9 protein-coding genes are annotated in these 15,408 nt (G+C 44.7%); 4 read left to right on the top strand and 5 right to left on the bottom strand.

The features are described from left to right. Positions 1 to 113 precede the first annotated feature (113 nt). The 4 genes from exaC to ACXAGV_RS03165 are packed head-to-tail and all read left to right on the top strand — an operon-like array spanning position 114 to position 7,427. Positions 114 to 1,631: an acetaldehyde dehydrogenase ExaC gene (gene exaC / locus ACXAGV_RS03180; RefSeq protein WP_118492296.1), complete on the top strand. Its 1,518-nt coding sequence runs from the start codon at positions 114 to 116 to the stop codon at positions 1,629 to 1,631. A gap of 40 nt (positions 1,632 to 1,671) precedes the next feature. Next, positions 1,672 to 3,768 carry a 4Fe-4S binding protein gene (locus tag ACXAGV_RS03175; protein WP_474871810.1) on the top strand — a complete coding sequence of 699 codons (2,097 nt, stop codon included), beginning with the start codon at positions 1,672 to 1,674 and terminating at the stop codon, positions 3,766 to 3,768. Continuing rightward, complete coding sequence (gene nosP, locus ACXAGV_RS03170; RefSeq protein ID WP_474871808.1) at positions 3,737 to 4,927, top strand: nitric oxide-sensing protein NosP; 1,191 nt, start codon at positions 3,737 to 3,739, stop codon at positions 4,925 to 4,927. The genes ACXAGV_RS03175 and nosP overlap by 32 nt, the downstream gene beginning before the upstream one ends. Continuing rightward, positions 4,914 to 7,427 (top strand): ATP-binding protein, encoded by a 2,514-nt coding sequence (locus tag ACXAGV_RS03165; RefSeq protein ID WP_474871807.1) that lies wholly within the window; start codon positions 4,914 to 4,916, stop codon positions 7,425 to 7,427. The genes nosP and ACXAGV_RS03165 overlap by 14 nt, the downstream gene beginning before the upstream one ends. A 56-nt stretch (positions 7,428 to 7,483) precedes the next feature. Here the strand turns inward: ACXAGV_RS03165 and ACXAGV_RS03160 are convergent, their stop codons facing one another. The 5 genes from ACXAGV_RS03160 to ACXAGV_RS03140 form a co-directional block, all read right to left on the bottom strand. Continuing rightward, positions 7,484 to 8,143, bottom strand: a complete 660-nt coding sequence (locus ACXAGV_RS03160) for a response regulator (RefSeq protein WP_014950680.1) — start codon at positions 8,141 to 8,143, stop codon at positions 7,484 to 7,486. 272 nt (positions 8,144 to 8,415) lie between these two features. Continuing rightward, positions 8,416 to 9,276, bottom strand: a complete 861-nt coding sequence (locus ACXAGV_RS03155) for a hypothetical protein (RefSeq protein WP_474871805.1) — start codon at positions 9,274 to 9,276, stop codon at positions 8,416 to 8,418. 200 nt (positions 9,277 to 9,476) lie between these two features. Further along, on the bottom strand, positions 9,477 to 10,706 hold the full coding sequence (locus tag ACXAGV_RS03150; RefSeq protein ID WP_474871803.1) for a porin: 1,230 nt from the start codon (positions 10,704 to 10,706) through the stop codon (positions 9,477 to 9,479). 279 nt (positions 10,707 to 10,985) lie between these two features. Further along, positions 10,986 to 13,484: a TonB-dependent receptor gene (locus tag ACXAGV_RS03145; RefSeq protein WP_474871801.1), complete on the bottom strand. Its 2,499-nt coding sequence runs from the start codon at positions 13,482 to 13,484 to the stop codon at positions 10,986 to 10,988. Between the two features lie 120 nt (positions 13,485 to 13,604). Beyond that, a complete protein-coding gene (locus ACXAGV_RS03140; protein ID WP_474871799.1) occupies positions 13,605 to 15,389 on the bottom strand; it encodes an insulinase family protein in 1,785 nt (594 codons plus the stop codon). Positions 15,390 to 15,408: the final 19 nt, after the last annotated feature.

Here is a 15,408-nt window from a genome sequence, read left to right as displayed (position 1 = left end):
CAAATCGGCCTATCGCATCATGGTAGGTACAACGTAAAAGTACCATTATCAAACTACACAACAAACCAAGTTAGTGCGCGTGGTACGCGCAAAGTTATCAAAAGGTACTTCTTATGATTTATGCAAAGCCAGGTAGTGAAGGTTCGGTCGTAAGCTTCAAAGAAAGCTACGGTAATTTTATCAATGGCGAATGGGTAGCACCGGTTAAAGGTGAGTACTTCACCGCAACATCTCCAGTAGACGGCAGCGACATCGCACAAATCCCACGCTCAACATCTGAAGACATCGAGCTTGCGTTAGATGCCGCTCACGCTGCGAAAAAGGGCTGGGCAGATACGTCAGTAGCTGAGCGTTCTAACATTCTTCTGAAAATAGCCGATCGCATCGAAGAAAACCTAGAGCTACTCGCCGTTGCAGAAACTTGGGATAACGGTAAAGCCGTTCGTGAAACACTGAATGCCGACATTCCGCTGTGCGCAGACCATTACCGTTATTACGCAGGCTGTATTCGAAGCCAAGAAGGCACCATCGGTGAAATTGATAAAAACACGGTGGCGTATCACTTCCATGAACCTTATGGTGTAGTTGGACAAATCATTCCATGGAACTTCCCGCTACTTATGGCGGCATGGAAACTTGCGCCAGCACTTGTTACCGGTAATGTAGTGGTGTTAAAGCCAGCAGAACAAACGCCAGTATCTATCTTATTGTTCGCCGAACTAATCCAAGACCTACTACCACCGGGTGTACTAAACATCGTTAACGGGTTCGGGGCAGAAGCCGGACAGGCTCTTGCAACAAGCACAAGAATCGCAAAAATTGCGTTTACTGGCTCTACGCCGGTTGGCGGGCACATCCTTCGCTGTGCTGCCGAAAACCTTATTCCATCTACTGTAGAGCTTGGCGGCAAATCGCCAAACTTATTCTTCGCAGACATTATGGATCACGAACCAGAATTTATCGATAAGTGTGCGGAAGGGTTAGTGCTTGGCTATTTCAACCAAGGTGAAGTATGTACGTGTCCTTCTCGAGCGATTATTCACGAAGACATCTATGATGCATTCATGGAAAAAGTGTTGGAAAAAATTCAGAAGATCAAACGTGGCAACCCACTAGACACAGACACCATGGTAGGTGCACAGGCATCTAATGAGCAGTTCGAAAAGATCCTTAAATACATCGATATCGGTAAGTCAGAAGGGGCTCAGGTTGTCACTGGTGGTGAGAAAGAGCAGCTACCTGGCTTTGATGGAGGCTACTACATTCAGCCGACTATCTTGAAGGGTGAAAACCACATGCGTGTGTTCCAGGAAGAGATTTTTGGTCCGGTAATCGCTGTTCAAACCTTCAAAACCGAAGAAGAGGCGATTGAGATTGCCAATAATACAAGCTTCGGACTTGGCGCTGGTGTATGGAGCCGCGATGCGAATGTAGCATTCCGCGTAGGTCGAGCGATTGAAGCAGGTCGCGTATGGACGAACTGTTATCACTTGTATCCAGCTCACGCTGCGTTTGGCGGCTACAAGAAATCGGGCATTGGCCGCGAAACCCACAAGATGATGCTAGATCACTACCAGCAGACAAAAAATCTATTGGTAAGCTACGACATCAATCCACTTGGTTTCTTCTAAGTAAACCTGAGGGCGGCGCCTACCGCCGCCCGCTACTTTTATGCGCATCGCATTTTCCTCAATCATTTTCTTGCTGTTTCTCAGCACCAATGTGTTGGCGCAGTCTGACGCGACAGACATTCCACAAGACATTTACAAAATATTTCCCAACGCTACACGCGTGGGGGAGATGCACACAGATATCAAGGTAACCCCGGTCTATCAGCTTCAGCAATTACTCGGATATGTTTTTGAGTCGAATGACTTTGTCGACTTCATAGGCTTTTCAGGCAAACCGGTTAATGTAGTGATTGGGCTAGACACACAAGGCAATGTGGTCGATCTGTTCGTCAAGCAGCATAGCGAGCCGATTTTTTTGCACGGGCTTGGCGAGAAATCCATGTTTGATTTCGTTGCCCAATACCAAGGGCACAGTGTCAAAGAGCGTTTTATTATTGGTGGGAAAAGCAATGTAGGCAAAGACGCTACCTACTTTGATGGGGTTACGAAAGCCACCGTATCGGTGCTGGTTATCAACGATACCATCGTGACATCTGCATTAGCCGTTGCCAGAGCTAAGCTCGATGGCTTTGTTGCGCCTAGCAACAATATTATCAATCCAGACTTTTACGAACCTCTTACTTTTAGCGAATTGGTGGACAAGGGCTACATTCAAAAGCACCAGATTACTCAGCAAAATACCGAAGGGCTTTCGAGAGAAGTGGTTCGGGCGGTTGACGATATCCAAAGCGAGTTTGCTCTTGATGGTGACATCATTGCCGAACACTACTATGCGTTTTTAAGTCTTCCTATTGTGGGGAAAAACCTGCTAGATGAAGAGGAATTTGCTCGGTTGCAGGAAAACCTAAATCCGGGTGAAATGGCACTGATGGTGCTGAATACGAAAGGTTTCAGTTTTATCAGCGATGAGTTTATTCCCCAAACCACACCTGAGCATTTACGGGTGTCTCAAGGCGGCTTTCCCACAGCTATCCGCGATATCGATTTTTATAGCTTCTATGCCCCCGCATTTTCACAAGCATTGCCCGACTACAACGAGATCAAAGTACTTCGAGTAAAATCGAAAGGTGGGCTGTCACTTGACCAAGAAATGGAAATAGCGATTAGTGTGCCGTTTAAGCCAAGTTTCTTCGAGCAAGATGAGCATCTGTTCCCTTTGAAAGTGACACTGCCTAGTGAACTATTTATGGAAAATCCTGAGGCTCAGTTAGCGAAGCCCATTCCGTTGTGGCAGAAAATTTGGAGGGACAGAACCTTAACGATAAGCATCACCGTTGTTTATCTTGTAGCGCTGTCGTTGTTTTTTGCATTCCAGCAAAGGCTAACGCCTTACACCAAGTTTGTGCATACAGTGCGGGCATTTTCCCTTGTGTTCGTGCTGTTTTTTATTGGCTTTTACGCTCAAGGGCAACTGTCTGTTGTCAACATATACACGCTGCTACTGGATATTGTCGATGGATTTTCCTTAGAGGTGTATCTTCTCGACCCGGTCATTTTTATTTTGTGGAGCTTTGTATTTGTCTCGCTGTTTATCGTTGGACGGGGACTATTTTGTGGCTGGCTTTGCCCTTTCGGAGCACTCCAGGAAATGATGGGAATACTGGCTGAAAAGCTCAGGATAAAACAAATTAGAATTAAACCTCAGCACCACAAACGGGCGCAAAAAATCAAATATGGGTTGCTTATAGGGCTTGTTGCGTGCTCATTCTATTCGCTAAACTTTGCGGAGAAGCTCGCTGAAATAGAGCCGTTCAAAACGTCCATAACCCTACACTTTGTTCGATATTGGCCCTTTGTGCTGTATTCGGTTTTATTGCTGCTACTTAGCTTAAAAATTCATAAAGTGTACTGCCGCTATTTATGTCCATTGGGAGCAGGGCTCGCCATTCTGGGGCGTTTCCCTTTCGTTAAATTGCTTACACGTAAAGATGCCTGCGGTAATCCGTGTCAGCTGTGCAAACAAAAGAAATGTGGTATTGATGCTATAGAACAAGACGGCAGCATTGACTATGCTGAATGTATTCAGTGCCTTGAGTGTGTGGTTACGTTAGATAACCCTGACTTGTGCAAAATCGATAAATATAAAAAGAAAAAGGTGCCAACGCGTGTCAAAAACCTCAATCCTGTCCGCACTTAGTCAACCTGCTAATAGCAAGGTTAACGATGACAACCATTCTAGTTTATACGGTGCTAAAGAAGCCTGCCGTGATGTGGCCAATGAGATTTTAGCCAACGTTAAGTGCGATGAAATAGAGCTATTACTTTTTCATACCAGCACGCTGTTTGACTTAGACACCGTAGCACAGGAAATCTCCGCACGTTTTCCGCACGTGAATATTGTTGGCTGCACCAGTGCTGGAGAATTTAATAAAAATGGGTACGGAACAGAAAAGCTTTTGGCCGTCGCGTTTTTGAAAAACGAATTTTCTATTGCCACAGCATTGGTGCCTAATTTAGGCGAAGTAAACTTTGATGAAGCCCACGATATTGCCAGTGGTTTGCGCCGAGCCTTACAGGGGAGGGAGCGTCGTTACGATACAGAGCAGCACTTCGTTATTTCTGTGCTCGATGGACTTACCCGCCATGAGGAACATTTTCTAGAAACCTTTGCGACCGCATTTGGCAATATCCCACACTTAGGCGGTAGCGCTGGCGACGATTTAAAGCTTGAAGCCACCTATGTGTTTTACAACGGTGAATTTCATCGAGACGCAGCAGTACTGCTGCTTGTTGGCACGGGAAAGCCCTTCACCGTGTTCTCCATTGATCACATTAACTCTCCCGTATCGAAGCTGGTGGTCACCCACGCCGATCCTGAGTCGCGAACCGTGTATGAGATTAACGGTGAACCCGCAGCGCAGTATTACGCCAGTTTATTGGGAATGAAAGCTGAAGACTTAACGCCGGATGTGTTTTCCATGTTTCCCCTTGCTGTGATGGTAGGTGGCAAATATTTCATCCGCTCTATTCAAAAAGTAGATTTGGCCACTAACGCCATTACCTTTTACTGCGCGGTAGATATTGGCATTATTCTTACATTTGTTCAGCTGGGTGACTGCATTGAAGCATTAGAAAGTAAACTAGACAAACTGTGCGCTCAGCTTGGCGAGCCCGAATTTGTCTATGCTTGCGATTGCTTTTTGCGAAGGCTCGAAATTCAACAGGGCAAAAACGACCACGAAATAAGACGGCTACAGCAAAGGTACAATGTCGCGGGCTTCAATGCCTATGGCGAGCATATTCACTCGGTTCACTTAAACCAAACGTTTACGGGGGTGTATTTTGCAGCCCAATAATCAATTTGCCGACGTGGAAGCGCTCCAAAAGGCCCTTTACGAGCAACGGCGTGAAAACGAAAAGCTTGAGAAAATAAACGCAGCGCTGATGTATCGCATGGAAGAGGGCGGTTTTAATCATCACAGTTACCGCGCCTTCGAACATTCGGTTCAACTCTCTGAAAAAGTGAGTCAGAAAACAGAGGAGCTACAGTCAGTACTGCAAAAGCTGGAACAGTCAAACGCCGAACTGGTGCGTGCTCACGAAGAAACCCATCAGGTGAAGCAGCGTTTACACGATGCCATTGAAAGTACCAATCAGGCGATGGTGTTGCTAGATAGACTGGGCGGGATCATTTTCTTTAATCGGCACTTTGAAACGGTTTGGGATGACCTTTCTATTACCCCTAAAATTGGCGATAACTATTACGATATCACCCAAGCTGCCAAGCATTCCGGGGTTATTCGCCGCGCCCTGCCTGCTGATGTCGAAGGTAGGATGATTTATCAGTTGTCAAACCGGCGGTGGTATCAGCTGACCAATCGACCCACGCAAGAAGGCGGGAACGTTATTCTGTTTAACGACATCACTGAAGTAAAACTGCTTGAATCAAATCGTTACGAGCAAGTCATTAAAGAGAAAAACAAGCTGTTGCAAAGCCTTATCGATAATATTGATGTTGGAATATTGCTCATTGATAGAGAAGGTGGCATTGCGTTTTGGAATAACACGTTTTTGACCCAATCAAACGTGCCCCAGCACGTACTGGTAAACAGTAAGAATATTTATGCCCTTCAAAATAACCGTCACTGGAGCGGGCTCAACTTAAACCCGGTGGGGCCAAGTACCCAGATTATCCACGAGCAACTGGTGGTTGAACGCAACATCACTACACTGCCCGACGGCAATACGCTGTGCACGTTCACCAATGTTACATCGCAGCATCAGTACGCGGAAACGCTGAAGCAAAACGAAAGCTGGATCCGCATGATAACCGATAATGTACCGGCGCTTATTGCTTACATTGGTACCGATAAAAAGTTTCAATACACCAATAAAGGTTATCGCGATTGGTATGGCGTTAGTGAGCAAGATATTAATGATATGCCTATGGATCGAAGCCATCTGAAAGAGGTTTACCCCAATCTTATTCAGTACTTGCGCCGTGTTAACCAAGGCGAAGTGGTGAGCTTTCAAAGCAAAGAAAAAAATGCTCATGGCGACGTTGGCTTTTTACAGAAAGTTTATTTACCTCATTTCAATGAATCTGGCGATATCACCGGGCACTTTGTTTTGGCAACAGACGTGTCGCAGCAGGTAGAAAGCCAACTCCAGCTTAAAGCGGCTAAAGACCAATTAGAATCGAATGTAGAAAAGCGTACCCGTGAACTCAATCACGCCAACATCGCCCTTCAAGAAGCGATTGATTCAAAGAGCAAATTTTTGGCTGCTATTAGCCACGACCTTATGCAGCCCCTTAGCGCTGCCATCTTGTTCAACGAAACATTGAAAGATCAAGTGGATAGTTCATCCAGCCCCATTGTTGCCGCCCTCGATAATTCACTGTCTGATTTACATGGCCTTATTCGCACGCTTATTGAAACATCCAAACTGGACGCTGGGGTGTTACAGCCCGATAAGCAGCAAGAAAATGTATTGCCGTTACTTATGCAGCTAGCCGAAGAGTTTACGCATATCAGTAAAGACTACAGTGTAGATTTTCGCTATCGATTGAAAGAAGCCTTCGTGGTGACAGACGTGAACTTACTTTCTCGAATATTGCGAAATTTATTAATAAATGCAATGAAATACGGTGCCAACGGCAAGGTGTTACTGGCAGCACGAAAGGTGAATGAGAACCTAGAAATTAGCATCTATGATCAAGGGGTGGGTATAAGCGAAGACGATCAGAAAGTTATTTTTAAAGAGTTTTCCAGATTAGAAAACGATTTTAACTACTCTTACAGTTTGGGTCTGGGATTATACATTGTAGATAAAATGAGTAAGTTGCTAGAGCACGATATTCGAGTGCGCTCGAAAGAGGGCGTAGGCGCATGTTTCACGGTGACCATTCCTATTACCGAAGTGTGTGATACGAGCCAGGAACAAGACTATCTTTATACTTTGGAGCCATCGTTACCAGATTACATTTTGGATAAGCATATATGGCACATTGATAACGATGCGAATATGCGCATCGCTATGCAAACGTTGTTCGCAAACTGGGACATGGAAGTAGAGACTTTCTCAGGTTTTGAACAATGCAGTGCTGTAAATAATGGCAGTTTTAACGAGTGCGACATGCTTATTGTCGATTACCACCTAGATGAAGAAGAAACCGGTTTAGACATTGCGAAACGCGTAAGAAAAATCGCGCCTTCAATGCCCATTATGATTTGCACCGCTAATCACTCAAAAGCGTTAGCGAATGAACTTGAAGGCACCGACATTCAGCTGCTGCACAAACCTGTTAACTCCGCGGTGCTTAAGGCGGCGCTAGTCTCAAGCTTGAATGGCTAAAAGTATAGGAACATGGGGCCTGTTAATCTTCGGCGCACAGCAAAGAACAACAGGTCTTAATTAAATACGTATTGGTTAAAGTCGATATTCGCGGCACTGGCCACAACCTTTACTCGGTTGCTGGCGCCTAATTTTTTGAGAATAGATGAGACGTGAGACTTAACCGTGGTTTCAGAAATATTAAGCTCGTAGGCAATCACTTTATTGGCTAACCCTTGAGTTAGATATTTCAGTACAGTCAGCTCTTTTCGTGTTAATGAACGAATTTGCTCCGGCGAAATACCGTTGTCATTGGTCATGCGTGTTCTGGTAGACGGTGTTCTCAATATCTCTGATGGTAAACACACGTTCCCTTCAAAAATACTCTCGATAGATGTGGCGATTTCTTCAATCTTGCTGCTTTTTGAAATAAAGCCAACGGCACCATAAGAAATGGTTTGCAGTATATTTTGCTTTTCCGTTTCAGCGGAAATAATCACTACAGGTACGTTAGGGTGTTGGTTTCGAATTTCTAAAAGTCCGTTTAGGCCACAGGTTTCCGGCATATTTAAATCAAGCATGATTAAGTCGAACTTCGCGTCTTGCTCTAGTAACGTTAACGCTTCAGAAATTGAATTGGCTTCGAGGGTTTCTGAGTCGGGAAACTTTTTCCCTAAGATAGTAATCATTGCGTGACGAAAAATAGGGTGGTCGTCAATTATCAAGATACGGTGCATGGTCTTTCCCTCAGCTAAAAAAGCGACGTTTGCCGCTGGCCTTGTGACTTATTTGGGCTGGCGTTTTATTCACACATAAGCCTTTTAGTAAGACAAAATTATGGCGTAAATGAAACGCTTCAAAGTGACCAAATTCTCCGAAATATTAAAAGCTAAACAGTCACTTCACGTGTTTACAATGTTAACATTAATATAACATTAAATCAGGCCTAATAAGACCAATGGCTTATAATAAAAAAGCACGTAAGACCAGTACTGACGGGACTTTCGTTCTATAACTCGTCAAGTAACTGCCTTCTTTTTTCGGCGTATTCTGTTTCGCTAATTAGGTCTGCCTTTTTTAGTGCTTCTAACCGTTTAAAACGAGCAACGATATCGTTCTCTGCTGGTAAGGGGGCCGAGCCAGCTACGTCTTTCTTACTGGGTGTGTTTTCCCTATTCGCTGGGGAAAGTGTTTCCTTTTCTACAGGTGCTTCAAATGCTAGCTGAGTCGGTGCGACCACCCAATCGAAGCGACTTTTCGTTTTTAGTTCTATATCAGGTGCGGAAAAAGAGAGTGGGGAATCGAATGAGAACTTTGCTTGTTTCCGATTACCAAAATTAAAGTCGTATTTTACCAAGCCCTGAGAAGTAGGATCATAAGCCATTTCGTAGGCTTTATTGGCTACTTTGTCGAACTCGCCAATAAGAATATTGAGGTGATCGTCTGCAACGAAAATACTGCCTGCAATGTAATACGTTTGTGTTTTAAGGCCTGCCAAATAGCGCTTCTCTTTACTAAGGGCAAAAATTACGTCTTGCTGAGCAGTCGCTGTTCGCAGCGCATCAGGCAGATAGGCGGCAAGTAGCGTAACTTGCTCGTTGGAAAAAAGCGGTGTTGACGTATTTTTGTTCTTAACCACGTCAATAGCGCTAAGTATGGCTGATACATCCTGCTCGTGCAGCGTAAAGGGGTGTTGGTTGGCACGCATGTCACTGTCTGCTTCGTTTTGCTTTTCAACAAGGCGAATAAAGTTGTTTTTGTCCTCCTGAAATATGACCTGTGCGTCTGCGATATGTACTGTCGTTATGAAAAGTAGGGCTAACAGAATGGGTTGAGCTGAACGTAATGAAAATAGAGATATATTTTTCATGATCTTTCCTTTTTCAATAGGAAAAGCGAGAGTGAATCTCGCTTTTTTATGTCATATCTTTTAGCTTAATTTTAATTTTTTACTTAAGTTTAAAATTGTTCAATTTTTTATCATTAATTAAATGAGTCGAGTAATTTTTAAATTTCAGAGTAATTAGATATAAGTTCAATGTTAAAATATGACTGATTTTTAATTCTCAATTAAAAGAACACAGTGCCACCTAGTTGAATTAGGGTTAAGTCTTCTGCGCTGTTATAAATTCCTTGCGCAGATTCTGAACCATCAATATCTAAACTTAGATTTTCGTATTTCGCGTACACCAAGAAGCGCGAGCCAAAATATTGTTCTGCTGCAATACCCCATTGACTAAGCTCTGAGCCGGTAACGCCATCTAAATGCGCCATACCGTATTGGTCGTTATAACTTGCATATTCAGCATAGAAAGCAGAGTCACCAAAGCGATTAAACTGTTTTCTTATGCCTGCTTTAAAGTAATAGGCATCCGTATCGTCACCCGAGCCAACAATCGCATCGTCAGCTTCTTCCATCTGATAAGTGGCGACCCCAAATACTCCTGATTCAAGATGCATCACGCCAGCTTGCAGTTGCAGCGTAGTTGAGCTGTTGCCCCCAACATTGCTACCGCCATCTTTGTTCACCGAGTAACCTGCGTGAAGGTTAGTTTTGAAGCCTTCGTGCTCAGCCGCATACTTAACCGCAATATCGTAAATTTCGTCGTTTGCATAACCGACCGCAATACTCACATTGCCCATTTGGGGAAGATCGTAGCGTACACCATTACGGTAAATCCCATTACAATCTAGCCCTATACCCAAACCAGGCGTTGCCAGACACTGAGCAAATTGACCCCACGCTACATTGGTTGAACCTTCTTCCACGCCTCGAATAAAGAAACCATTAGCTCTAAATAATGGAGAAATTCCCGACCAGATTGTGCCAGAAGGATCGGCTAGAACGGCAATGTTATCGGTGGGAAGGCTTTGTAAACCAACGGTGATTTTACCCCAGTCGCCACCAAAGTAGAGGCTACTGCCCAACAGGCCTATGTCGCCGCCATTGAAGGTGTCTAAGTTATCCTGGTTTGCAAATAAAAGCGGCGTTTGATGGCCACCACCGGCGTAATTCGGTGCGCCTGAAAGAGGTTCAATAATGACCTCAAAGCCCACGTCCATGCCTTGTTCTTCCAGTTTATAATTCCCTGAAAGCGTAATACGGCTGCCTAGCGTTGTACCGTTGTCTGAAAGTTGTGCCACATCACTACCCAAACCGTCGTCGTAATAGGTTAAGCCTTCATTTATCCATCCAGAGATATTCCATGAATAGGGCTCGTCTTGGGCAAAACTATGGCTACTGACTGTGCTTAAAATGGCAATAGATAAACAGGTTTTTGTAAATGCGTTCTTTTTCATTTTACTGTCCCATTATTGGTAGTGTTGATTAATTACAGTGGCTTTTTATTTTTATTTTTGACTGGTTTAATGCTTTCGGTGTCCAGTAAATTGATAATAGGTTCTATTGAATTTTGAACCATCAGCCGTAAGGCGTGTTAATCTCCTTCTTTAGTAGCGGGAAAATTAAATGTATAAATGATAAAAAACGCGACTACTGTGAAAAAGTAAGTCGCGTTTTTTGATTATTTTTCAGCTTTTATATCGATAAAAGCGCGTGTGGTAACAACTGCTACTTGATTAGAATCTCGCTTTTAGATTCACACTGACCATTCGCGGTTGTGCGGGGCCCACGAACTCTGCGCCTTCTACGTCGGGATAAATGTCTTCTAACACCTCATCCGCCTCGCCATAAGTGCCGAAAGTTTCATAGTCTTTGTCAAACAGGTTGTTCACACGTAGCGATGCGGTAAATGTGTCGTTGAAACGGTACGATGCAAAAATGTTTGCAATAACGTATCCGTCAATCTTTTCATTTTCGTTCGCCTCATCGCCCCTAAAGTACTGACTAGATGCTGAAATAACTTCTGCCCCCAAACGCGCTTTATCCGTTAAGGCGTAATCTGCATAGAGCTTGACTAAATGCTCTGGCTGGCCTGGAATTTTGTCACCTGGTGTTACGAGTCTGTCTGGACCCTGAGGGTTAAAGGGGCTAAACGACGTGAATGTCGATTCGTAGGTTGCGTTAAGATAGTTGTAGTTTAACCGGTAGGTTAGTTTTTCCCACGTTGAGCCTACGCTGAATTCTACGCCCTGACGCTGGGTTTCATCAACGTTAATAAAGTATCCGCGAGAGGCAACAGAGCCTGCTTGTTGGAAGATAATGTCATCCTTACTTCTACTGTGAAAAACATTTAGCATCAGGTCGATGTTATCAATGCGTGTGGTGTAGTTCGCTTCAATAGTTTGGGTGACCACCTGATCAAGAGGAGGATCGGCCACAAAACCGTTCGGTAAGCGGCACGGGTCGTCTTCATCTGCACAACTTAACTCTGCTGGGCTTGGCGTTCTTGAAGACTGGCTGATTGCAAGATTCAACTGGCTTTGCTCATCAATAGTAATGTCTACCCCTACCGCTGGGTTAAATTGGGTAAAGCGGTGATTACCGTCCAATGAACCTTCACCGTCATCAATCAGGTCTTCCATAACAATATGGTCTCTGTTAAAACGTCCACCAAGATTGAGTGATACGGCTGAAGAGAGCTGTGTACTATTCATGAAAAATAGCGACCATGCGGTGGTGTCTACTTCTAATCTAACTCGTGCTTCTTGTGCCATAAGCCCGTCGATGGGTAAAACGGTGCGTGAGTCTTGTGCAGATTCGTTTTCCAAAATACCAAATGTAGTATCAGCGGCGTAGTTAACATCTCCTTTGGTGTAGCTGGCACCAACAATTAACTCTGAACCGAAGCCGCTCAAGGCATATTGTTTTGCTAGCTGAAAAGATAACCCAGTCGCTTTGGCGTCTGTGCGGCCCGTATTGTATGTACCATCAAGTTCATCTGCGTCCACATCTGATATGTCGGCAAGCGCGGTGTCGTCATCAAAGCCAATAAATTCAACCGCTTCTATATCGTCACCTTCTCCTACAACAGGCAAATCATCGTCATTGTCGTCGCCATCATCATCACTATCAAGCGGATCATCATCTTCATCGTCATCGTCGTCATCATCTTCAAATTCACACAGTGTTACGCGTCCATCAGCGAACTGGCAGGCACCAAAATCACTGTCATCGCCGTTGATTGATTGAGTTTGTGTGTCGCGATAAAACATATTGGCGGTTAAAGATAAGGTGTCAGTTAAAACGAAATCACCGGTTATATTAACGTGCGTAAGTTCGTTGTTGGTCTGATCGGGGTGGGTGTAGACCGCTTCTCTGCCTTCAATATCCAGCAGTTCAATAGGTGACGCACCATTCCCGAGTAACTCGTTATCGGCCATAAACAGGTTCAAGTCGAGATGCATTTTGTCACTTTTATAGGCAAGCGATGTAAATACTTGCTGCACTTCAGAAGGCGAATAGTCGCGCCAGCCATCTTCCTCATAGTGATTCAGGTTCACATAATACGCCCAGTGATCGTTATGACCACCTGATTCCACAGACGCGGCTTTCTGGCCGAATTGTCCAGCCTGTAAATCTATTTCGTTGGCGTTGAAGCTAAACCCTGTTTTCGTTCTTAGCGCAAGGGCGCCGCCTAGCGTGTTTTGGCCAAACAGAGGGTTTGAACCAGAGTACAAAGAAACGGTATCTATAGCATCTAGAGGCATTAGATCCCAATGCACAGTATCGCCAAACGCTTCATTAACCCGACCGCCGTTCAAGTACACCGAAATGCCCTGAGGTAGACCAAGCAGCGGAGAGGCAGTAAACCCGCGGTATTGCAGGTCGGGTTGGAATGGATTGTTTTGAACATCGTTTAGGTTCACGCTTGCCAGCTGAGTTTTGAGTAGCTCCGGTAGTGAACGGTTAACGCTCCCTTCAATGTCATCTTGAGTGAGTGTTTGAACGTTGCCAAATACGGCAGAGTTATTGCTGTTGGCGCTAAGCGGTGTCGCTCCCTGTACCTCTATAACCTCGTAGTGGTCCATTGCATCGTTAGCTTCTGCAGCAGAGCTAAACGCATAGGTTACAGCGCTTGCAATAATCGCAAGAGCAAAAGGTGAACGGGTAAGTTGATGTGTTGGGAATTGTGCAACGTTTTGGCTAGAGCTTTTAGTAGAAATTCGCGTAGGCATGGTCTTGACTGCTTCGTTATTATTTATACTTTCAGTATTGCCTTAACCATTCCCTAAAAATATCCTCCTTAAGTGGGAGGAAGTATCATAAATTGGTAGCAGTGTTTTTTCCCGAATTCCCTACGAGAGAATCGATAAAACCTTATGACACCAGTTTTCACGCTCTGTGATATTTGTATCGCTGGCACCAAATAGAAAAAGGTTATTTTTATAGGTTGCAGCGCCCAGTGCGTAGCATTCCCCCGAGGTTCTTGGTTGCCAGAAAAGGTGGTGTGCCAGCACCGCTTGTAGTCTTGACTGTTGATAGAACGCGATGCGATACACCCAGTGCGAGGCCAAATAACCAGAAGCTGAATTTAGAGGCACTGACTTTACTGTTGTGGAGGGGGACGGGTTTAAAAATGGTGCTAAGTCCGAAGCAATTTGCTCAGCGTTAAATTGCGCTAAAGCAGTGGTGTTTCTAGCGAGGGGGTGTAACAACCGTGGGAGCGAAGGCAAGTTATCTAAAGTAATAAAATGTTGGTACTTGGAGACAAGACGCGGTATGAAAAATGACGGGGCGCTATTGGAAGCGCTAGCACGCGCGGCTAAGCTTTTACGTGCCTTTGTAACACGCTCGCGTGCCACTGATTTTTCAGGTGAATCTAGCGCTCCCAGACAAAAATGCGATACCTTATTGGCACTCGCTAGATAAGCTTTTTTGGTGGTACTATCTTTGGCGGCACGCTCGTTCCAAGACAACCCATTCGTTAATTGCGCAAAATAACGAATGGCTACACCTACACCTTCTGCGTGTTTACCAGTGCTTGGCATCGGGTTTGAAGGCGCGATATCTAATGAGGCGAGACACGTGGATACGACATCTTTTAGTCGTTCCAACTCTTGATTATTACTACCCTTTATCTGCTTGTGTGTCAGTTTTTTTGAAAGCCTTGGTGCAGCTTCTCTTGAAAACTCTCTTGCTTCTTCTTTAATCGCTTCTTTTGTGACGAGGCGAATTGCAAAATTGCCTTGTTGATTAATTTCAGGGTCAATAAATAAGGTGTTTTCAGGGCCTGCTACAGTGTTAAGCCTTGCTTCTTGCTGCTGTAAACCCTTTAGAAAGCACTGAGGAAACCACCAGGTTAAGACATGGCTTATTGAATCGTTTTTGCCATTTATTGTTTGTGAATCAAGGGAGGCTACTTTGTCTAAATGTGAGTGCTCGCGTTGTGATGCGTGCTGACTCAGGGGGGCGTTACTGTTCAGTGTTGATTCTTCGCTCAAAGCTGCTTTCTCGCTCAGGGCTTTTTCAGCGCTCAGGGCTGCTTCCACGCTCAGGGCTGTAACAACCTCCTTGCATTGTTCAAAAAATTGGGCTGAATCACTATAAACCAGCGTGGTGATATTGCTTGGCTGATACCACTGGCGTTTGTAGTCTTGAAGCGCTTGAATGCTGTTGCTGCCTATGGTTTGTGTAACCCCCCCCGCGTGTTGATAGGCATTATTATCGGTATCGGCTAATCGAATAGCGGCGTTTAACGCATAGTCGCTGTTTGCCTCTAGCATGGCGAGCTCGTTAAAAATAACCCCGTCACGCTCTAAGATAACCTCATCGGTACCGTAATCCCAGTTAAGCAGGCCACAGTATAAGTAATTTATAGTATCAAGCAGTAGGTTCGCTTTTTCAGACGAGGCGAAAAAGAAGGTGTACTCGGCGAGCGTGGTAGCGTTTATAGTGACAGGCAGAAGTGTATTGGCCGTAAAAAGCTCGTGGGCAGCGGGGTAGTGGTGAGAGCGTCGAAAGCTCATGTGCTCAGCTAAATGAGACAATCCAGTGTGGCCTGCTGCAGGGGTTTTTAGCGCAAAAACAACGCTATGCACTTTTGACACAGAGCTGGCATCAATGAAATGAAATTCAGACATACACTTTTATCATTGCGGT

It is taken from the genome of Alteromonas sp. ABH4_453 (genome assembly GCF_056160665.1).
Note: the sequence above shows the minus strand (reverse complement) of the source record. Positions and strands in the feature narration are given on the sequence as shown.

What these genes read in the sequence shown, in the direction of transcription:
- exaC (WP_118492296.1), top strand. Translation starts at nt 114, where the DNA reads ATGATTTATGCAAAGCCAGGTAGTGAAGGTTCGGTCGTAAGCTTCAAA.
- ACXAGV_RS03175 (WP_474871810.1), top strand. Translation starts at nt 1,672, where the DNA reads ATGCGCATCGCATTTTCCTCAATCATTTTCTTGCTGTTTCTCAGCACC.
- ACXAGV_RS03160 (WP_014950680.1), bottom strand. Translation starts at nt 8,143, where the DNA reads ATGCACCGTATCTTGATAATTGACGACCACCCTATTTTTCGTCACGCA.
- ACXAGV_RS03155 (WP_474871805.1), bottom strand. Translation starts at nt 9,276, where the DNA reads ATGAAAAATATATCTCTATTTTCATTACGTTCAGCTCAACCCATTCTG.
- ACXAGV_RS03150 (WP_474871803.1), bottom strand. Translation starts at nt 10,706, where the DNA reads ATGAAAAAGAACGCATTTACAAAAACCTGTTTATCTATTGCCATTTTA.
- ACXAGV_RS03145 (WP_474871801.1), bottom strand. Translation starts at nt 13,484, where the DNA reads ATGCCTACGCGAATTTCTACTAAAAGCTCTAGCCAAAACGTTGCACAA.
- ACXAGV_RS03140 (WP_474871799.1), bottom strand. Translation starts at nt 15,389, where the DNA reads ATGTCTGAATTTCATTTCATTGATGCCAGCTCTGTGTCAAAAGTGCAT.